Origin of the sequence: Stackebrandtia sp., from assembly GCF_035643755.1 — a bacterium.
Lineage (GTDB): Bacteria > Actinomycetota > Actinomycetes > Mycobacteriales > Micromonosporaceae > Stackebrandtia.
This window is the reverse complement of the sequence record NZ_DASQPW010000164.1, coordinates 1-19,091: the sequence shown is the minus strand read 5'-3', so window position 1 is coordinate 19,091 and position 19,091 is coordinate 1. Positions and strand designations below refer to the sequence as shown.

At 68.8% G+C, this 19,091-nt stretch carries 18 protein-coding genes; 9 read left to right on the top strand and 9 right to left on the bottom strand.

Annotated elements, in window-relative coordinates; translation table 11 throughout:
• The first annotated feature begins 46 nt into the window (after positions 1 to 46).
• Genes VE172_RS12295 through VE172_RS12285 form a run of 3 tightly spaced genes read left to right on the top strand, consistent with a single transcriptional unit; the run spans position 47 to position 2,431 of the window.
• Complete coding sequence (locus VE172_RS12295; RefSeq protein ID WP_324801873.1) at positions 47 to 619, top strand: cob(I)yrinic acid a,c-diamide adenosyltransferase; 573 nt, start codon at positions 47 to 49, stop codon at positions 617 to 619.
• 52 nt (positions 620 to 671) lie between these two features.
• The gene (locus VE172_RS12290; RefSeq protein WP_324801870.1) at positions 672 to 1,637 is read left to right on the top strand and encodes an ATP-binding cassette domain-containing protein; all 966 of its coding nucleotides are present in this window, start codon (positions 672 to 674) and stop codon (positions 1,635 to 1,637) included.
• A 2-nt stretch (positions 1,638 to 1,639) separates the two neighbouring features.
• Positions 1,640 to 2,431, top strand: a complete 792-nt coding sequence (locus tag VE172_RS12285) for an ABC transporter permease (protein ID WP_324801867.1) — start codon at positions 1,640 to 1,642, stop codon at positions 2,429 to 2,431.
• Here VE172_RS12285 and VE172_RS12280 read toward each other — a convergent pair.
• Together VE172_RS12280 and VE172_RS12275 are read right to left on the bottom strand one after the other, a co-directional pair.
• A complete protein-coding gene (locus VE172_RS12280) occupies positions 2,421 to 3,065 on the bottom strand; it encodes an MBL fold metallo-hydrolase (RefSeq protein ID WP_324801864.1) in 645 nt (214 codons plus the stop codon). The genes VE172_RS12285 and VE172_RS12280 overlap by 11 nt on opposite strands.
• Positions 3,066 to 3,103: 38 nt before the next feature.
• Positions 3,104 to 4,303 carry an MFS transporter gene (locus VE172_RS12275; protein WP_324801861.1) on the bottom strand — a complete coding sequence of 400 codons (1,200 nt, stop codon included), beginning with the start codon at positions 4,301 to 4,303 and terminating at the stop codon, positions 3,104 to 3,106.
• A 156-nt stretch (positions 4,304 to 4,459) separates the two neighbouring features.
• Here VE172_RS12275 and VE172_RS12270 point away from each other — a divergent pair, with 156 nt between their 5' ends.
• Genes VE172_RS12270 through narI form a run of 4 tightly spaced genes read left to right on the top strand, consistent with a single transcriptional unit; the run spans position 4,460 to position 11,137 of the window.
• Positions 4,460 to 8,125, top strand: a complete 3,666-nt coding sequence (locus VE172_RS12270) for a nitrate reductase subunit alpha (protein WP_324801858.1) — start codon at positions 4,460 to 4,462, stop codon at positions 8,123 to 8,125.
• Positions 8,125 to 9,783 (top strand): nitrate reductase subunit beta, encoded by a 1,659-nt coding sequence (gene narH / locus VE172_RS12265; protein ID WP_324801855.1) that lies wholly within the window; start codon positions 8,125 to 8,127, stop codon positions 9,781 to 9,783. The genes VE172_RS12270 and narH overlap by 1 nt, the downstream gene beginning before the upstream one ends.
• Positions 9,780 to 10,400 (top strand): nitrate reductase molybdenum cofactor assembly chaperone, encoded by a 621-nt coding sequence (narJ, locus tag VE172_RS12260; protein WP_349258353.1) that lies wholly within the window; start codon positions 9,780 to 9,782, stop codon positions 10,398 to 10,400. Before narH ends, narJ begins: the two co-directional genes overlap by 4 nt.
• Before the next feature lie 20 nt (positions 10,401 to 10,420).
• Positions 10,421 to 11,137 carry a respiratory nitrate reductase subunit gamma gene (narI, locus tag VE172_RS12255; protein ID WP_349258354.1) on the top strand — a complete coding sequence of 239 codons (717 nt, stop codon included), beginning with the start codon at positions 10,421 to 10,423 and terminating at the stop codon, positions 11,135 to 11,137.
• On the opposite strand, the gene VE172_RS12250 is transcribed toward narI, so the two are convergent.
• Positions 11,138 to 11,575 carry a DUF2550 domain-containing protein gene (locus VE172_RS12250; RefSeq protein WP_324801846.1) on the bottom strand — a complete coding sequence of 146 codons (438 nt, stop codon included), beginning with the start codon at positions 11,573 to 11,575 and terminating at the stop codon, positions 11,138 to 11,140.
• Positions 11,576 to 11,613: 38 nt separating this feature from the next.
• Positions 11,614 to 11,913 carry a F0F1 ATP synthase subunit epsilon gene (locus VE172_RS12245; RefSeq protein WP_324801843.1) on the bottom strand — a complete coding sequence of 100 codons (300 nt, stop codon included), beginning with the start codon at positions 11,911 to 11,913 and terminating at the stop codon, positions 11,614 to 11,616.
• 223 nt (positions 11,914 to 12,136) lie between these two features.
• On the opposite strand from VE172_RS12245, the gene VE172_RS12240 reads away from it, so the two are divergent.
• A complete protein-coding gene (locus VE172_RS12240) occupies positions 12,137 to 13,141 on the top strand; it encodes a hypothetical protein (RefSeq protein WP_324801840.1) in 1,005 nt (334 codons plus the stop codon).
• A 77-nt stretch (positions 13,142 to 13,218) separates the two neighbouring features.
• Here the strand turns inward: VE172_RS12240 and VE172_RS12235 are convergent, their stop codons facing one another.
• Complete coding sequence (locus tag VE172_RS12235) at positions 13,219 to 13,542, bottom strand: hypothetical protein (RefSeq protein WP_324801837.1); 324 nt, start codon at positions 13,540 to 13,542, stop codon at positions 13,219 to 13,221.
• Between the two features lie 223 nt (positions 13,543 to 13,765).
• On the opposite strand from VE172_RS12235, the gene VE172_RS12230 reads away from it, so the two are divergent.
• On the top strand, positions 13,766 to 14,782 hold the full coding sequence (locus tag VE172_RS12230; RefSeq protein ID WP_324801835.1) for a phage baseplate protein: 1,017 nt from the start codon (positions 13,766 to 13,768) through the stop codon (positions 14,780 to 14,782).
• A 15-nt stretch (positions 14,783 to 14,797) separates the two neighbouring features.
• Here the strand turns inward: VE172_RS12230 and VE172_RS12225 are convergent, their stop codons facing one another.
• The 4 genes from VE172_RS12225 to VE172_RS12210 all read right to left on the bottom strand — a co-directional run.
• Complete coding sequence (locus tag VE172_RS12225) at positions 14,798 to 15,505, bottom strand: glycoside hydrolase family 75 protein (RefSeq protein ID WP_324801833.1); 708 nt, start codon at positions 15,503 to 15,505, stop codon at positions 14,798 to 14,800.
• A 94-nt stretch (positions 15,506 to 15,599) separates the two neighbouring features.
• On the bottom strand, positions 15,600 to 16,487 hold the full coding sequence (locus tag VE172_RS12220) for a carbohydrate ABC transporter permease (protein WP_324801830.1): 888 nt from the start codon (positions 16,485 to 16,487) through the stop codon (positions 15,600 to 15,602).
• Positions 16,488 to 16,500: 13 nt separating this feature from the next.
• Positions 16,501 to 17,880 (bottom strand): carbohydrate ABC transporter permease, encoded by a 1,380-nt coding sequence (locus tag VE172_RS12215; RefSeq protein ID WP_324801827.1) that lies wholly within the window; start codon positions 17,878 to 17,880, stop codon positions 16,501 to 16,503.
• A 4-nt stretch (positions 17,881 to 17,884) separates the two neighbouring features.
• Positions 17,885 to 19,091 (bottom strand): extracellular solute-binding protein (locus VE172_RS12210; RefSeq protein ID WP_324801824.1); only part of this gene is annotated, 1,207 nt, incomplete at its 5' end.

Below are 19,091 nucleotides of genomic sequence, written 5' to 3'. Positions count from 1 at the left end.
ACGACACCGACCTTAGCGGTGATTCAGTGAGCGATAGTGTCGGCCCATGGCCGTGCATCTCACCAAGATCTACACCAAGACCGGCGACCAGGGAACCACCGGGCTGTCGGACTTCAGCCGGGTTCCCAAGACGCATCCGCGCATCACCGCCTACGCCGACGTCGACGAGACCAACGCGGCGATCGGGGTGGCGCTGGCCCTGGCGGAGGTCCCGGACGGCGTCGACGCGGTGCTGTCGTCCGTCCAAAATGATCTGTTCGATGTGGGCGCCGACCTGTCCACCCCCGTCACCGAGGACCCCAAGTACCCGCCGCTGCGCATCACCGAGTCGTACGTGACGCGCCTGGAGGGCTGGTGCGACGAGTACAACGCGAAGCTGCCGAGCCTCAAGTCGTTCATCCTGAGGGGCGGGACGCCCGCGGCGGCCCTGCTGCACCAGGCGTGCGTCATCGCGCGGCGGGCGGAGCGCGCCACCTGGGCGCTGCTGGAGGCCGAGCCGGACGCGACGCACCCGGTGCCCGCCACGTACCTGAACCGGCTGTCCGACCTGCTGTTCGTGCTGGCCCGCACCTGCAACAACGGTGACGACGTGCTGTGGAAGCCCGCCAAGAACGCCTGAGTTTGGGCCGTTTCACCGGCGGGTGCCGGGCCCGGCACTTAATGTGTCCACCATGGCAGACGCGATTGTCGCGCGTGGTCTGGTCAAAACCTACGGTTCGGTCACCGCCGTCGACGGGCTCGACCTGTCCGTGCCGGAGGGGACCGTGCTGGGGCTGCTGGGTCCGAACGGGGCGGGCAAGACCACCATGGTGCGGATGTTGACCACCCTGGTCGCGCCGGATCAGGGCGAGATCACCATCAAGGACATCGACGTGATCGCGCACCCCAACCGGGTGCGGGAGATCATCGGCGTGTCCGGGCAGTACGCCGCCGTCGACGAGAACCTCACCGGTATGGAGAACCTGGAGATGGTGGGGCGGCTGTACCACCTGAGCAAGCGCCAGGCACGGCGGCGGGCGAGCGAGCTGCTGGAGCGGTTCGACCTCACCGACGCCGCCAACCGGCCGTCCAAGACCTACTCCGGCGGGATGCGGCGCCGGCTCGACCTGGCCGGCGCCCTGGTGGCCTCGCCGCCGGTGCTGTTCCTGGACGAGCCCACCACGGGCCTGGACCCGCGCAGCCGGATCGGCATGTGGGACGTGATCAACGAGCTGGTCGCCGAGGGCACGACGCTGTTGCTGACGACGCAGTACCTCGAGGAGGCCGACGAGCTGGCCGAGGACATCATCGTCATCGACCACGGCGAGGCCATCGCGCACGGCACGCCGGACGATCTGAAGCGCGCGATCGGCGGGGAGCGGCTGGACATCACGCTGCACTCCAAGGCCGACGCCGGCGCGGTGGTGCGGACGGTCGACGCCCTGGAGCTGCCGGGGTACACCGTGGACGAGGAGTCGCACACGGTGAGCATCCCGGTGTCCGACGGGACGCAGGCGCTGTTCGAGGCGGTGCGGCGGCTGGACGCCGCGTCCATCAAGCCCGCCGACATCGGCATTCACCGTCCCACGCTGGACGACGTGTTCCTCCAGCTGACCGGCCACCGGGCCGCCGACGAGACCGAAGAGGAGGGCACGTGACCATGGAAGCTCTCGTTGACGGCTGGGTGGTGGCGAAGCGGAACCTGATCAAGATCAAGCGGGTGCCCGACCTGCTGATCTTCTCCACGATCCAGCCCATCATGTTCGTGCTGCTGTTCGCGTACGTGTTCGGCGGCTCCATCAAGGTGCCGGGCATCAGCTACCGCGAGTTCCTGATGGCGGGCATCTTCACCCAGACGGTGGCGTTCGGTTCGGCGCTGACCGGCGTGGGCCTGGCCGAGGACATGACCAAGGGCATCATCGACCGGTTCCGGTCGCTGCCGATGTCGCGGGCGGCCGTCCTGGTGGGACGGACCACATCGGACCTGTTGAACAACGTGCTGGTGGTGGCGGTGATGGCGATCTGCGGCCTGATCGTCGGCTGGCGCACCCACACCAACGCCCTCGAGGTGATCGGCGGCTTCGGGCTGCTGTTCCTGTTCGGGTACGCGATGAGCTGGATCTCGGCCACCATCGGCCTGAGCGTGCGCAGCGTGGAGGTGGCGCAGTCGGCGGGGTTCATCTGGATGTTCCCGCTGACGTTCCTGTCCAACGCCTTCGTGCCGACCAAGGACATGCCGCTGGTGTTGCAGCGGATCGCCGACTGGAACCCGGTGTCGGCGATCGTGCTGCAACTGCGCGGCATGTGGGGCAACAAGGGCCTGCCGGTCAAGAGCACCTCGGGTTTCCCGGTGGAGCACCCCGGGTGGTATTCGCTGGTCGCGATCGTGGTGATCCTGGCGGTGTTCGTCCCGCTGTCGATCCGGGCGTACCGCAAGGCCGCTAGCCGTTGAGGTCGAGGCTTTCGCCCGGCGCCATGCGGAGGTATTCGGTGCCGCCGTATTCGACGAACCAGCTGTCGACGACCAGCTCGCCCTTGTCGGTGAGCATGGCGTCGTGGGTGGAGATGGCGCGCCGCGGCGCCACGTCCTGAACGAACTCCACGGCCTCGACGAGCTTCAGCCACGGTGCGCAGGTGGGCACCAGGAGCGTGTCCACCGCGGTTTCGGGGCGGTGCAGGCTGTCGCCCGGGTAGTAGACGGTGCCGCCCGCGGTCTCGACCAGATAGGCCAGGTTCGCGCAGGTCGGCCGCCCCTTCATGATCTTGGCGTGCTCGCCTCCCTGCGCCGAGATGCGGAAGCCCGCCGCGTCGAAGGATTCGCCGACTCCGATGGTGGTGACGGCGATGCCCAGCCCGGACGCCTGTTCCGCCACGTCGGCGGGGGCGAACACCGCCAGGTTCGGGTTCGCCTCCACCGCGGAGGTGAGCTTGTCGGGGTCGACGTGGTCGCCGTGCTCGTGGGTGATGACGACGGCGTCGGCGCCGTCCAGGGACGCGGCCTCGCTCCACTCCCCGGGATCGATCACCAGGACGTGTCCGTCGGCTTCGAGGCGGACGCAGGCGTGGGTGTACTTCGTCAAACGCATCGGACCACCCTAACGCGACACTTTAATCCCGTATGGACTCACTTGACGGAGCCGAACGCCCTGACGGTGAACACGCCCACGGCGCCGGCCACCACGGCCAGCAGGATGAAGCCGATGGCGTAGGTGCCGGTGGCCTGGTAGACCAGGCCCATCACCAGCGGCGGGAAGTAGCCGCCGAGCCCGCCCGCGGCGCCCACCAGGCCGGTGACGGTGCCGACCCGCGCGGGCTCGACCAGCTTGGCCACCAGGGCGAACACGCCGCCGGTGCCCAGGCCCAGCACGATCGCGATGAACACGAAGGCCGCCCCGGCGGGGATCTCGGCGGGCGGGTGGAAGACCAGAATGACGGCGCCGAGGCAGGTGCCGAACAGCGAGATGAGGCAGACCCGGACCGGCCCGATCCGGTCCGACAGCATGCCACCGACGGGCCGCGCGATCACCGCCGCCAGCGAGAAGCCCGCGGTGCGCATGCCCGCGCCGGTCTGAGCGAAGTCGTAGGCGCTGGTCAGCAGGGTGGGCAGGTAGGTGGAGAAGGCCACGAAGCCGCCGAAGGCGACGGCGTACAGCAGCGACAGCTGCCACGTGGCGGGGATCTTCACAGCGTCGCGGATGCGCGGCAGCGCCGCCTCGGTGCTGGGTTTCCATCCTGGAGCGTCGCGGCTGAACAGCCACATGCCGACGCCCATGACGGCCAGCGCGGCGCACATCGCCAGGTGGGTGCCGAACAGGCCCAGCGCGGGGACCAGGCGGGGCGTGATGAACGCCGACAGCGCGGTGCCGCCCATGCCCGCGCCGAACATGCCGGTGGCGAAGCCGCGCCGGGCGGGCGGGTGCCAGGCGTTGACGAAGGGGATGCCCACGGCGAAGGTGGTCCCGGCGAAGCCGAGGAAGAAGCCCCACAGCAGCAGCATCCCGTAGGAACCGCCCGACAGCCCCACCAGGAAGGTGGGGACGATGCTGACGAAGCAGGTGATGGTGAACATGACGCGTCCGCCGAGCTTGTCGGTGAGCACGCCGATCGGTATGCGGCCCAAGGATCCCACCAACACCGGGATGGCGACCAGAATGGACGTTTCGGCGGGCGACAGGTGCAGCGACTGGGAGTAGCTTTTGGACAGTGGGCCGATGAGGTTCCACGCCCAGAAGGTGAGCGCGAACGCCGCGGTGGCCAGCGCCAGGTTGGCACCCGCTCCCTTATGGATGCCGGTGTCGACTGTGGCGGAATGCGTCGTCGTCACGCCGCAACGTTAGGGCCGCAGGTCGTCGCACAGACGGGATTCGCGGAATTTCGGGACCTTGGTTGGCGAAACCGCCGACCAATAGCCCGCGCCGGGGTTACCGTGCGCTGTGTTCAATACGGAAAAGACCGACCGGCGCTCGACGGGAGGCGGAACGTGGCGAACCCTCGACAAGGCGGCGGCGCGGGCGAGGCGCTGCTGCGGCTCGGGGTGCGCCTGACCCGGGCGGGCGCCACCGAGGACCTGCGGGCCGTGATCAGGCACGGGGGTCGCGCCGGCGACGTGTTCTACCGGGATCGGTGGAGCCACGACAAGGTCGTGCGCTCCACCCACGGCGTCAACTGCACCGGCTCGTGCTCGTGGAACGTGTACGTCAAGGACGGCATCATCACCTGGGAAACCCAGGCCACCGACTACCCCTCGGTGGGTCCCGACCGCCCCGAGTACGAGCCGCGCGGCTGCCCGCGCGGGGCGGCGTTCTCCTGGTACACCTACTCACCCACCCGGGTGCGCTATCCGTACGCCCGCGGCGTGCTCGTCGACATGTACCGGGACGCCAAGGCCCGGCTGGGCGACCCGGTGGCGGCGTGGGAGGAGATCACGACGACGCCGGACAAGCGGCGGGCCTACCAGTCGGCGCGCGGCAAGGGCGGGCTGGTGCGCGTCGGCTGGGACGAGGCGCTGGAGATCGCGGCGGCGGCGCACGTCCACGCCATCAAGACCTACGGTCCCGACCGGGTGGCGGGGTTCTCGCCGATTCCCGCCATGTCGCAGGTGTCGCACGGGGTGGGGGCGCGCTTCGTCAACCTGATCGGCGGCACCATGCTGTCGTTTTACGACTGGTACGCCGATCTGCCGGTGGCCTCGCCGCAGGTGTTCGGCGACCAGACGGACGTTCCCGAGTCGGGAGACTGGTGGGACGCGGCGTATCTGATGCTGTGGGGGTCCAATGTGCCCGTCACCCGCACCCCGGACGCGCACTGGATGGCGGAGGCGCGCTACCGCGGCCAGAAGGTGGTCGTGGTGTCGCCGGATTACAACGACGCCACCAAGTTCGCCGACGAATGGCTGGCGCCGCACCCGGGGACCGATGGGGCGCTTGCCATGGCGATGGGGCACGTGATCCTCACCGAGCAGTTCGTGAAGGGGCACAACGACACCTTCGACGCGTACGTGCGCAAGTACACGGATCTTCCGTTCCTGGTGGAGTTGTCGCGCAAGGACGACTACCTGGTGCCCGGGAAGTTCTGCACCGCCGCCGATCTCGGCATGGACGAGCCCGACGGGCAGTGGAAGCCCGTGTTCTGCGACGCGGCGGACGGCGGCGTCGTCGCCCCGAACGGGACGATCGGGCATCGCTGGGGCGAGGCGGGAAAGGGGCGGTGGAACCTCGATCTGGGCGACCGCCGCCCGACGCTGAGCTTCCACGATGGACCGCACGAGGCGGTGGAGGTGCGGCTGCCGCGCTTCGACGTGGACGGCGGGGTGTTGCGGCGCGGCGTGCCCGCGCGGCGCGTCGGCGGGCGCCTGGTCACCACCGTGTTCGACCTGCTGCTCGCCCAGTACGGGGTGCCGCGGGAGGGGCTGCCCGGCGACTGGCCCGACGGCTACGACGACGCCGCGGTCCCCTACACCCCGGCATGGGCCGAGACCGTCACCTCGGTGCCCGCCCACCGGGCGGTGCGGATCGCGCGGGAGTTCGCCGCCACCGCCGCGGCCAGCGGCGGGCGCTGCATGATCGTACTGGGCGCCGGGACCAACCAGTGGTTCCACGGCGACACCATGTACCGCGCGTTCCTGTCGCTGCTGCTGCTCACCGGCTGCCAGGGAGTCAACGGCGGCGGCTGGGCGCACTACGTGGGCCAGGAGAAGTGCCGCACCCAGACCGGTTGGGCCGCATACGCCTCGGGCATGGACTGGAGCCGTCCGCCGCGCTTTTCGGCGGCGACGCCGTTTTGGTACCTGCACACCGACCAGTGGCGCTACGACACCTACCGCGCGGGCGCCCTGACGTCCCCGCTGGGCAGCGGCGAGCTCGATTCGCGGCACACCGCCGATCTGGTGGCCGCCTCGGCGCGGATGGGGTGGATGCCGGTCTTCCCCACCTTCGGGCGCAACCCGCTGACGCTGGCGCGCGAGGCCGAGGAGGCCGGAAAGGAACCGGCGCGGTACGTCGCCGACGCCCTGTCAGCCGGGGACCTGCGCTTCGCCGCCGAGGACCCGGACGACCCGGCGAACTGGCCGCGGGTGCTGACCGTGTGGCGGGCCAACCTGCTGGGTTCGTCGGCCAAGGGCGATGAGTACTTCCTGCGGCACCTGTTGGGCACCGACTCCAACGTCCAGGGCGACGAGGCCGGCGCGATCCACCGTCCACAGGAGGTGGTCTGGCGGGAGGAGGCGCCGCGCGGCAAGCTGGATCTGTTGCTGAGCATGGATTTCCGCATGACCAGCACCACCCTGATGTCGGACATCGTGCTGCCCGCTGCCACCTGGTACGAGAAGCACGATCTGTCCACCACCGACATGCACCCCTTCGTGCACGCCTTCACCCCGGCGATCGACCCGCCGTGGCAGGCCCGCACCGACTTCGAGAGCTTCGGCGCCCTGGCCAGGAAGTTCAGCCAATTGGCGCAGCACCATCTCGGCGAGGTCACCGATCTGGTCGCCGCGCCGCACCAGCACGACACTCCCGGCGAGCTCGCCCAGCCCGGCGGCGTGGCACCGGACTGGAAGCGCCGCGGCATCCCGGTCGAGCCGGGACGCAACGCACCGTCCATCGTCGCGGTGAAGCGGGACTACAGCGCGATCGCCGACAAGCTGTCGACGCTGGGGCCGCTGGCGGAGTCGAAGGGCCTGCCGGTGAAGGGCGTGGCGTTCGTCCCCGACGCCGAGATCGACTGGCTGGGCAAGCGCAACGGCGTGGCCCAGCGCGGCGCCGGTCTGGGGCGACCGCTGCTGGACACCGACATCGCCGCATGCGAGACGATCCTGGCGCTGTCGGGCACCAGCAACGGAAGGCTTGCCGCCCAGGGATTCCGGGCACTCGCCGAGCGCACCGGCACCGACTTCTCCGAGCTGATCGACGGCGCGGCCGAGCGGCGGGTGGTGTTCACCGACACCCAGACCCGGCCCACCCCGGTGGGGCCGAGCCCGGAGTGGTCGGGCAAGGAGGCGCCCGATCGCCGGTATTCGCCGTTCACCATCAACGTCGAGCACGACAAGCCGTGGCACACCCTCACCGGCCGCCAACACTTCTATGTGGACCACGAGTGGATGCGCGAGTTCGGGGAGGTGCTTCCGGTGTACCGGCCGCCCCTGGACGCGCATCGGCTGTTCGGTGAGCCGTCGTTCGGCGTCGACGGGCGCGAGGTCACCGTCCGGTACCTGACGCCGCATTCGAAGTGGTCGATTCACTCGGAGTACCAGGACAACCTGCTGATGCTGACCCTGTCGCGGGGCGGACCGACGCTGTGGATGAGCCCGGCGGACGCGGCGGCGATCGGCGTCGCCGACAACGAGTGGGTGGAGGCGGTGAACCGCAACGGCGTGATCGCCGCGCGTGCCGTTGTGTCGCACCGGATGCCGACCGGGACCGTCTACATGTATCACGCGCAGGAACGCGTGGTCGACATGCCGAAGTCGCAGACCACCGGCCGCCGCGGCGGCATCCACAACTCGCTGACCCGGCTGCTCATCAAGCCCACCCACCTGATCGGCGGCTACGCGCAGCTGTCGTACGCGTTCAACTATTTGGGCCCCACCGGAAACCAGCGCGACGAGGTGACCGTGGTGCGGAAGCGAACATCCAAGGTGGTGTATTGATGGCGAAGATCGGACGCGTCATGGCCCAGGTGGCCATGGTGATGAATCTCGACAAGTGCATCGGCTGCCACACCTGCTCGGTGACCTGCAAGCAGGCGTGGACCAACCGCGGCGGCGTGGAGTACGCGTGGTTCAACAACGTGGAAACCCGCCCGGGGCAGGGATATCCGCGCACCTACCAGGATCAGGATCGCTGGAAGGGCGGTTGGCGGCGGACCAGGACCGGCCGCCTGAAGCCGCGCGCGGGCGGGCGCGTGAAGAAGCTGGTGTCCATCTTCGCCAACCCCAAGATGCCATCCATACAGGACTATTACGAGCCGTGGACCTACGACTACGAGAACCTGATCTCGGCGCCGCTGGGCGACGACATCCCGGTCGCCCGGCCGTACTCGCTGATCAGCGGTGACCCCATGGCGATCACCTGGAGCGCCAACTGGGACGACGACCTGGGCGGCGGCCCCGAGCTGGCCCGCAACGACCCGATCGTGAAACGGCTGGGCGACAAGGTGAAGCTGGACTTCGAGCAGGCGTTCATGTTCTACCTGCCGCGGATCTGCGAGCACTGCCTGAACCCGTCCTGTGTGGCCAGTTGCCCCAGCGGCGCGATGTACAAGCGGGCCGAGGACGGGATCGTCCTGGTGGACCAGGATCGCTGCCGGGGCTGGCGGATGTGCGTGACGGGCTGCCCGTACAAGAAGGTCTACTTCAACCACAAGACGGGCAAGGCCGAGAAATGCACCCTGTGCTATCCGCGCATCGAGGTCGGCATGCCCACGGTGTGCTCCGAGACCTGCGTGGGACGGCTGCGCTACCTGGGCGTCATGCTGTACGACGCCGAGAGCGTGGGCAAGGCCGCGGCCGTGGCCGACCCCGCCGACCTCTACCGGTCCCAAATGGACGTGTTCCTGGACCCGAACGATCCCGACGTGGAGCGGGCCGCGCTGCGCGACGGGATTCCGCGGCGCTGGCTGGATTCGGCGCGCCGCTCCCCGGTGTTCGCCCTGATCAAGCGCTTCGGTCTGGCGCTGCCGCTGCACCCGGAATACCGGACCATGCCGATGGTCTGGTACATCCCTCCACTGTCGCCGATGGTGGATTCCCTGGCCTCCACCGGTCACGACGGCGAGGACGCCCACAACCTGTTCGGCGCCATCGAGACGCTGCGCATCCCCGTGGAGTACCTGGCGGAGCTGTTCACCGCGGGCGACGTCGCCCCGGTGAGGTCCTCGCTGCGCAAGCTGGCGGCGATGCGGTCCCACATGCGCGCGGTCAACCTGGGTCAGGAGCCGGCGCCGGCGATCGCCGAACAGGTGGGAATGTCCACTCACGACATCGAGGACATGTACCGCCTGCTGGCACTGGCGAAGTACGACGAGCGCTACGTCATCCCGACCGCCTACGGCGTGGACGACGCCGACCGCGGCGTCATCGAGGAGATCGGCTGCGATCTCGACTTCGAGGGCGGCCCCGGCATGGGCGGCAGCGGGCCGTTCGGCGAGTCGTCGGGCGCGCCCCCCGCCGCCAGCGTCGAGACCTTCCACGCCCTGACCGAGCGCCAGACCTCCGATTCCCCGTCCGATTTGTCGGGACGGGTGAACCTGCTCAACTGGGACGGCAACGGCCGCCCCCAGGGGCTGTTTCCGCCCAGAAAGGAATGAGCGTGAGGGATTTCGCCGTGGAGCGGGCCGCCGCCGCGCGCCTGCTGGACTACCCGGACGCCGCCTTCCGGCAGCGGCTGCCGCTGGTGGCCGGCGCCGTGTCCGAACTGGACGGCTCCCCCGCCCGGGCGGGTCTGGAGGCGGCGCTGGGGTACATCGCCGCCGCCGACCCCGGGCGGCTCGAAAGCGCCTACGTGGACGTCTTCGACCTGAAGCGCCGCCGCACCCTGCATCTCACCTACTACGCCGACGGGGACACCCGGCGGCGCGGGCCCGCCCTGGCCCGGCTGAAGCGCGTCTACGCGGCCAGCGGCTGGGCGTGCGACGGCGCCGAGCTGCCCGACCATCTCGGCGTGGTGCTGGAGTTCGCCGCGCGCGGCGACGCCGCGGCGGGACACCGGCTGCTGGTGGAGTTCCGCTCCGCCATCGAGCTGCTGCGCGGCGCCCTGCACGAGCACGGCACCGGCTACCGCCACGTCCTGGACGCCGTGGCCGCCACCCTGCCACCGCCCGACGGTGCCGAGGTGCGCCGACTGGCGGCCGACGGACCGCCCGCCGAGGGCGTCGGCGTGGAGCCGCAGGTGATGCTGGGCATGCCGACGAGGGTCGCGTCGTGACCGCGTCGCTGGCCGACACCATGGCCTGGGCGGTGGCGCCGTACGCCGTGCTGGTCCTGCTGATCGGCGGCACCGTCTGGCGGTGGCGCTACGACCGCTTCGGCTGGACGACCCGCTCGTCCCAGCTGTACGAGTCGCGGCTGTTGCGCGTGGCCAGCCCGATGTTCCACTTCGGGATCCTCCTGGTGATCGCGGGGCACGCCGTGGGCCTGCTGATCCCCGAGAACTGGACCGATGCCCTGGGCATCTCCAACGAGCAGTACCACGTCACCGCCCTGTCGCTGGGCGCCGTGGCGGGGGTGGCGACGCTGGGCGGAGTCGCGCTGTTGATCTGGCGGCGCCGCACCACCGGCCCGGTGTTCAGCGCCACCACCGTCAACGACAAGGTGATGTACGTGGTGCTGGTGGCGGCGCTGGTGGCGGGCCTGGCCACCACCCTGCTGTCGGCCGTGGCCGGTCTGGGCCACGGCGCCGAGGTCGACTATCGGCTCACGGTGTCGGTGTGGTTCCGCTCCATCTGGACGCTGCGCCCCGACGCCGCCGCGATGGCCGCCGCGTCCCCGGCGTTCAAGATCCACGCGCTGATCGGCATGACGCTGTTCGCGCTGTTCCCCTTCACCCGCCTCGTGCACGCCTTCAGCGCGCCGGTGTGGTACCTGTTCCGTCCGTACATTGTGTACCGGACGCGGGACGCGGGCCCGACCCCCTCGTCGCGCGGGCCCCGCCGCGGCTGGTGATCAGTTCCCGTAAAAATCGGAGGCCGCCCCGGGCGGGGCGGCCTCGAGCCAGGAGAGGAAGCCGGTGAGCGCCGAACGGGTCATGGCCACCTCGACCTCGCCGTCCGGCGATTGGCAGCACAGGATCACCACGGAGGGCGGGAAGATCTGCCGCTCGGCGCCGACGGGCTCGCGGCGCTGCTCGACCTTCAGCTCGGCGCGGTCCAGGGTTCGGTGGGGGCGCGGCGAGTAGCTGAACATCCGGTACCAGGCGAGCCGCCCGGCGTTGAAGGTGCCGAAGCCCGGGGCCCAGCCGCGTCCCGGGACGCGCCGGTAGATGCGCATGGCCATCGCCATGGCTCCGCTGCGGGTGAGGAAGGTGCGGCGGCCGAACAGCACCGCCAGGGCCAAACCGGCGAGCGCGGGAACCGCGGCGATCACGAGAATCGTCTCAACCACTCCTCGGCCCAGCCTCGCTCACCGACTGGCGCCGGAGATTAGAGCTCGACGGCCGAGTCGGCGGATACCGTCTCGGCCGGGGAGCAGGTTTCGGCCAGCACGGTCGCGCCGCTGCCGGTCACGGATAGGAATCCCCCGTTGACGCGATAGATCAGTTCGTCGCCGTCGGCGGTCTTGATGCGCACCGTCCCGGGGTCGGCCAGCTGGCCCAGCAGCGGGGCGTGGCCCGGCATGACGCCCAGTTCCCCCTCGGTGGTGCGGGCGATCAGCATCGTGGCCTGGCCGGTCCACACCTTCTCTTCGACGGCGACCAGTTCGACGGTCAGCGTTTTGGTCACGATGCTCCTCGTATAGCGCGGCGGACGTGAATATTGCCTGCGAGTTTAGCGGCCCTTTCAGTGCGGTTCCACGCCAGGAGGCTTCGACAGTGAGCCGCGCCCCACTGTGATTCGGGGGTTACCCCCACCGAACTTTGGGGGATCTACCCGACTGACGAAACCTCACGCGTCACGAAGCATAAGTGGTGCCCCTGAAGCAAAGCACGCGAACGAGGAGACACCAATGTCCACTGTCCTAGCGCGAATCAAAACCTGGCACCGGCCGATGATGGTGATGGTCGCCGCCATGAGCCTGTTGGTGCTGGTGGCCACCGTCGGCATGCTGGTGGACCACAGGCAGTTGATCGGCGAGAACGTCTGGTTGAAGCCGTGGAAGTTCGGCCTGGCTTTCGCCGCCTACGGCGCCACCCTGGCCTGGATGCTGTCGAAGGCCACCCGGGCCTCCAAGACCATGTGGACCTTGGGAACCCTGTTCGCGGTCACCGGCTTCGTCGACGTCGGCTTCATCGCCGCCCAGGCGGCGCGCGGCACCTTCAGCCACTTCAACGTCAACACCGACACCTTCAATGTCGTCGGCCAGAAGGTCTTCATGTCCGGCGTCCTGGGATTGTTCGGCACCAGCATGGTGATCGCGATCGTGCTGCTGTTCCAGCGGATCGGCGACGCCGCGCAGACCTGGGCGCTGCGCATCGGCATCGGCGTGGCGGCGATCGGCATGTTCCTGGGTTACTTCATCGTCGGCGTCAACGCCTCGGCCGGACCCCGCACCGTGCACGACGCCGACGGCGGCAACGTCACCCTGGTGGGCGGCCACGGCATCGGCGACCCGGACGGCAACGGCATGCCGCTGACCGACTGGAGCATCACTGGCGGCGACATGCGGGTGCCGCACTTCTTCGGGCTGCACGCCATCCAGGTGCTGCTGGCCGTGGTCCTGGCGCTCAACCTGCTGGCGACCCGGTTGTCGTGGCTGCGCGACGCCAAGGTCCGTGCCCGGCTGCTGGGCAGCGTCGCCTTCGGTTACGTCGGATTCGTGACCGTCACGGCCTGGCAGGCGGTGCGCGGGCAGTCGCTGATCCACCCCGACTCCCTCACCCTGGCCGCCTGGGGCGTGGCGATCGGCGGGGCGGCGCTGCTGGGCGCGGCCACGGTCCTTTCGGCGAGGCGCCGCACCACCGCGCTCGGCGCGGTCGAGCGCCACGCCCCGCGCCACGCGATGGTCGGCTAGAGCCAAACCCTCGGGGGAACAAGAAACCGCCGGACGAGTGTGGGCTACTCGTCCGGCGGTTTTCGCGTCTTGTCGGCTCAGCCGTCGGTCTTGCGGGGCGCCTCGGCGTTCTTCAGGCACAGCCCCGCGATGGCGTCGGCGAACGCCCAGATGTCGGTCTCGATGCGGATGGCGTACCCGGCGGACTTGCGGGACCGTTCGCACTCGGGGTCGTCGTCCAGCGCGGACATCGCGGACTTGCGCAGGGCGGTGGCCTCCACGCCGCACTCCACGACCCCGGACCACAGCTCGGGCGAGACGTTTCCGGCTTGCAGCCCGGACCTGAACCCCCGCAGTCGTTCTCGCAGCGTCACCAGCCGATCGGCGGCTTCCGGCTGAGTGTCGGGACATTCGGAATCCACGGAGGGTCCTTCCTCTCGGCTGCCGGGCTCGTACGGACTCCACACGCTACGCCGAGATCGCCCGAATCGTCCACCTCACGCACACCAGCGGTGACAGGCGTGGGGCGGGGTCATGGCCGGGTTGTGGACGCCCCGGCCGGCGTGTCACCCACATGTGCGAATTTTGTGCGTTTTATCGATAGGTTAAGCCGCACAACATTTCCCGACATCGAAGGCCCGATTCATGAAGCACTCCTCCCGCCGCGTCAGCCGCCGAGCCATCCTGGCCGGTGCGGGCACGGCCGCCGTCGCCGCCGGCCTGGGGGCCGCCGGCCTGTCCCAGCTGGCTCAGGCCCAAGACGCCGTGCCGACATCCGGCAAGTTCGACCTCACCCACGGCTCCGACCGGTTGTTCTGGAAGAAGCCGCTGACGGCCACCACCGTCCTGCAATGCTTCGCGTTCGACAACACCCACGGACACCTGTACACGATGCAGGTCTCCAACAACGCCAAGCCCGGCGATCTCACGGTGACGAAGCTCGACCTGACCGGCAAGAAGCTGGGACGCATGTACCTCAAGGGTTTCGGGCACGGCATCGCCTTCGGCGTGCAGCCCGGTGGAGGCGGGGTCACCATGTGGACCGAGGCGGTCGCCAAGCCGTACGGCGACGACGTGCGGGGCACCCAGATCTGCCGGTTCGCGTTCAAGAACACCGCCACGCCCATCACCAAGGACGACGTGGAACTGTTCGATCCCTTCCCCGGCAACCGTTTGGCGGCCTGCTCGCTCGACATGGACGCGGGGACCATCGCGGTGCGCCACCAGCGCAGCGGCGAGGCCAACACCATCACCATGTTCGATCTGGCGAAGTTCGCCGCCAAGGACTACTCCGCCCCGCTGGCGTCGGTCGGCACCTCCGCGGCGTACCCGCCCGGCGTCACACCGCAGGGATTCCAGCACTATGGACAGCACCTGTATCTGTTGCAGGGCACCGCCTACGAGGGCGGCGACAAGAACTGCAAGGTGGGGCACGGCGACGGCGACCTGGACGGAAACGTCAAGATCAGCCGGATCAACTTCAACAAGCCCTCCGACTACGAGACCCACCTGACCAAGGCGGGCTACTCGCTGAGCTACCGCGAGCCCGAGGGCCTGGGGGTGCTCAAGGTCGGCGGCAAGCCCGCCCTGGCCCTGGGACTGGCGTCCGGGTGCCCGGGCGGGCGGCTGGCCAGCATCTACTACAAGAACTCGTACGCCTAGGAGGCCGTCGCCCCGTCAGGCGCCGACCAGCTTGTTGGCCGCGTCGGTGCCGACGGAGGTGGCGTTGTCGTGGTCCTCGATGGGGTCGGCGGTGACGCCGGGGAACAGGATGTAGTCCACGGCCTTGCCCTCGACCCCGCCGGTGGCCGGGTCCGGGTCAATCCCCAGCGCGTCGGCCAGGGCGTAGGAGCCCTCGCCGATGATCGTGTCGGGCCCCTGGTCGCCGAACACGGCGTAGACCACCTTGTCCTGGTAGACGACGGCGGCCACGGTGCCGGGGTCGATGCCGGCGTCCTCGTAGTTCCAGACGTCGCTGGGCAGCGGTATCACGTAGAACGGCAGGGCGGCCGCGTTCAGCGGCTGCCCGTCCGACTGCTGGAACGAGGTCTCGTTCTGCCAGGAGGGGTCGGTGTCCTCATTGCACTGGTCGGTGCGCTGCCCGTCGCAGTCGACGTCCATGTCGGCCTTCCAGTGCACCGCGCCGCCGGAGGACTTGCACACCGGGATGTCGGACGACCCGTCCTCGTCCTCGGCATAGGTGCCGTCCGACAGCTGGGTGTCGCAGCCGTTGACGGCGTCGCGCAGCTGGTCGGCGGTGGGTCCGGCCGCGGCGTCGGCCTTGCCGTTGGTGCCGCCGCCGGTGTCGTCCGCCCAGGCGAGGGCGCCGCCCATGGACACCACGATCGCGGCAACCGAGGCGATGGCGATCAGCGATCGTCTCATGTGTTTACTCCTTGCTCGTTCATCGGTGAGGGGGTCAGCCTGGCATCACCGTCCGCAATTTGGCCATAGCGGCAGGTAAATGCCTGCATACTGGCTATTTATCGTGGGAGAGCGCGAAGCCCTTCATGAAGGGTCGTTGCAGCGCGATGAACACCAGGATCGGGGGGATCGAGGCGATCAGGGCGCCCAGCATCAGCGGGCCGTAGGTGATGCCCTCGTTGCCGGTCTGTTGCAGGCCGCTCAGTCCGACCTGGACGACCTGGGCGTCGTCGTCGTGGACGGTCAGCAGCGGCCACAGGTACATGTTCCAGCCGTACAGGAATTCGATGACGGTCAGCGCACCGATCACGTTCCACGACAAGGGAACCAGCACCTTGAACAGGAACTGGATCGGGTTGGCGCCGTCGAGCTGCGCCGCCTCCGACAGGTTGGCGGGCAGGTTGGAGAAGTGCTGGCGGAACAGGAACGCCGCGGTGGCCGAGGCCAGGAACGGCACGGTCAGGCCCGACAGGTTGTTCGTCATGCCGAGCTGATCGACGATGTTGAACAGCGCCAGGATCGAGATCTCCGTGGGCATCATCAGCGTGATCAGGACGATGAAGAACACGATGCCGCGCCCGGGGAAGCGGAAGTAGACGAAGGCCAGGCCGGCCAGCAGGCCGGTGATCGCCTTGCCCACCGCGATGATCACCGACATGATCGCCGAGTTGAGCATGTAGGTGCCCAGCCCGTGCGTGTCCAGGACGGTGTGCAGGTTGTCGCCCAGCGCGGAGCCGGGGAACAGCTGGAAGTGCAGCATCGCGGACTTGTCCTGCGTGGTCACCAGCAGGGCGTACAGCACCGGGGCGCACAGCACCAGGCAGATCACGATGAGCGCCAGGTGGATGTGCCAGGTGCGTTTCCCGCGTCGCAGGCCGCGCCGCCGATCCGGCGCGGAGTCGTCGGCGGCGTCGGTCGCCACCGCGGTCACGTCGATTGCCATGGTCGCACCCCTCTCATGCTCCGTAGTGGACGCGTCGTCCGCTGGCCCTAAACTGCCAGGCGGTCACGGCCAGCACCATCGCGAACAACACCACGGACGCCGCGGCGCCCTCACCGACGTTGCTGTTCTGCACGATGTAGATCTGGGTCAGGGCGTCGGTGGTGGCCCCCGACGGGCCGCCCTTGGTGAGGTATTCGATCGAGCCGAAGACCTGGAAGAAGCCGTAGGTCACGTTGGTCACCACGAGGAAGAACGTGATCGGCGTCAGGCTGGGCAGGATGAAGTGCCGGAAGCGCTGCCAGGCGTTGGCACCGTCCAGTTTGGCCGCCTCCAGCATGCTGGTGGGGACGTTTTGCAGGCCCGCGATGTAGAACAGGATCGTGAAGCCGAGGTTCTTCCAGATGCTGGCCAGGATCACCACGATCTTGGCCAGGACGGGGTTGGTGGCGAAGGCCGGCATGGACCACGGGGTGAGGGCCTCGTAGACGTGGCCGAGCATCCCGATCAGCGGGTCGAACAGCAGCGAGAACAGGATTCCCGCGATCGCCGGGCTGATGGCGAACGGCCAGATCAGCAGGGTGCGATACACCGCGCGGCCCTTGATGGGCAGGGAGACCAGCAGCGCGATGCCCAGGCCGACCGCGAGCCCCACCACGACGATCGCGCCGGTGAACAGCAGCGTGTTGGCGAAGTAGCGGCGGTAGTCCGCGCCGAACATCGCCGCGGCGACGGTCACGGCGGCCACGACCATCAGGACCCCGCGCAGCCAGCGCAGCCCGCCGGGCAGGTCGCTGACCGGGTCGGCGAAGCGCCGCGCGAGGAACTCGGCGGCGGCGACCAGCGCCAGCAGCACGACCGGCACCACCCACCACCACTCGATGCTGGGGCCGAGCATGACGGTGTAGTTGTCCACACAGGTGTAGGGCTCGATGGGCGCGTTGAGGCGCACCAGGTGGGTGGACAGCCGGAAGGTCTCGGCCAGCGGCCAGTACAGGAAGAACGCCAGGATGACCAGCGTGGGCAGCAACAGCAGCCACGGGATGCCGCGGCCGCCCTTCCACGATCCGTAGTTGTCGCCGGTGTCCAGGTTGGACGCCCCGCCGGGCAGGGACAGGGCGCGCCCGACCCAGGCCACCACCGCGATGGCCACGGCGGCACCGGCGGCGAACGCCACCACGCCGACGGCGATGTCCAGGCCGGTGCGGTTCGGCTCGAAGGTGCAGGAGTCCATCGGCCACATGGTCAACAGTGGACCGAGCAGCCCGGCGGGCGCCACGGTCCACGCCCCCCGGGAGCCGGAGAGCCCGGCGGCACGCCAGGCCCTCCAGCCCACCAGGGCTCCGAGCGCCGCCGTCGCGATGAACAGCGGCACCATCAACGGATAAAGCGCCACGGTGCTACTTCGCGTAGAGCTTGTTGTAGTCGTCCAGGAGCTTCTGGGACTTCTTCTGCGCCTTGGCGAAGCTGGAATCCACATTGGCCCCGGAGGTGATGATGTCCTCCATCGCCTGGGTCACCTGCTGGCGGATCGACACGAAGTTGCCGACCAGCGCGCCCAGCGTGGCCGGGCTGCTTTCGGAGCGGTCGAGCTGCTCGTTGGCCAGCTTCTGGTACGGGTTCTTCTTGAACCAGCCCTCGTTGTCGAGCTTGTCGTAGGCGGCCTTGGTGATCGGGATGTAGCCGGTCTTCTTGTGCCAGTCGGCGGCGTTGGTCGGGTTGTCGATGAACTGCATGAAGGCCAGCGCGCCGTCGGTGGTCTTCTTCTCCAGGCCGTCGGTGAGCCACAGGGTGGCGCCGCCGATGACGTTGCCGTGGTTCTTGGTGCCCTTGAAGCTCGGCATCATGGTGACGTCGACCTTGGCCCCGGCCTTCTTGGTCTCGGAGATGACGTTGCTGGCGTCGCCGGACGAGCTGAGCAGGAACGCGGTCTTCTGGGCGTTGAAGGTGTCGACCGGTGCCAGGAAGTCCTCCTGCTTGCCGGTGTAGTAGAACTCGCCGTCGTCGTTGAGCTTCTTCCAGAACTTCGGGAACTTCTTGTACGCGGCGGTGTTGATGTCGACCTTGGTGGCGCGCCCGTCACGGCCGTTCTTGTTGTTGGTCAACAGGCCGCCCTGTTCGGAGAGCATCTGCTCGGGGTACCAGGCGTGGTCGGCCCAGGTGGCGCACTTCTTGGGGCCGTTCTTCATCTTCTTGATCTTGTCGCAGTCGGACTTGACCTCCTCCCACGTGGTGGGGGCGGAGGAGATCCCGGCCTTCTTCAGGTAGTCCATGTTGGAGTAGAACAGCGGGGTGGAGGTGTTCCACGGCATCGAGGTGTACTTGCCGTCCACCGAGTAGTAGTTCTTCGCGGCGGGCACCACGTCGTCGATCACCACCGGCTCGCCGAGCACCTTCTTGCGGCCGTCCAGGGCCTTTTGCAGGTTGGCGAACAGCGGCTTGCCGTCGGAGTTGACCTGGTCGCGGGACTCGGTGGTGGCGGCCTCGAAGTTCTGGATGATGGTGGGCGGGTTGCCCTCCTTGTTGGCGGCGGTCAGCGCCTTCCACTCATCCTCATAGGTCTCGAACCCGGTGACCTTGATGTGGTACTCGGGGTGCTTCTTCTCG

What these genes read in the sequence shown, in the direction of transcription:
- VE172_RS12285 (WP_324801867.1), top strand. Translation starts at nt 1,640, where the DNA reads ATGGAAGCTCTCGTTGACGGCTGGGTGGTGGCGAAGCGGAACCTGATC.
- narI (WP_349258354.1), top strand. Translation starts at nt 10,421, where the DNA reads ATGGCCTGGGCGGTGGCGCCGTACGCCGTGCTGGTCCTGCTGATCGGC.
- VE172_RS12240 (WP_324801840.1), top strand. Translation starts at nt 12,137, where the DNA reads ATGTCCACTGTCCTAGCGCGAATCAAAACCTGGCACCGGCCGATGATG.
- narH (WP_324801855.1), top strand. Translation starts at nt 8,125, where the DNA reads ATGGCGAAGATCGGACGCGTCATGGCCCAGGTGGCCATGGTGATGAAT.
- VE172_RS12290 (WP_324801870.1), top strand. Translation starts at nt 672, where the DNA reads ATGGCAGACGCGATTGTCGCGCGTGGTCTGGTCAAAACCTACGGTTCG.
- VE172_RS12225 (WP_324801833.1), bottom strand. Translation starts at nt 15,505, where the DNA reads ATGAGACGATCGCTGATCGCCATCGCCTCGGTTGCCGCGATCGTGGTG.
- VE172_RS12230 (WP_324801835.1), top strand. Translation starts at nt 13,766, where the DNA reads ATGAAGCACTCCTCCCGCCGCGTCAGCCGCCGAGCCATCCTGGCCGGT.
- VE172_RS12220 (WP_324801830.1), bottom strand. Translation starts at nt 16,487, where the DNA reads ATGGCAATCGACGTGACCGCGGTGGCGACCGACGCCGCCGACGACTCC.
- narJ (WP_349258353.1), top strand. Translation starts at nt 9,780, where the DNA reads ATGAGCGTGAGGGATTTCGCCGTGGAGCGGGCCGCCGCCGCGCGCCTG.
- VE172_RS12295 (WP_324801873.1), top strand. Translation starts at nt 47, where the DNA reads ATGGCCGTGCATCTCACCAAGATCTACACCAAGACCGGCGACCAGGGA.
- VE172_RS12280 (WP_324801864.1), bottom strand. Translation starts at nt 3,065, where the DNA reads ATGCGTTTGACGAAGTACACCCACGCCTGCGTCCGCCTCGAAGCCGAC.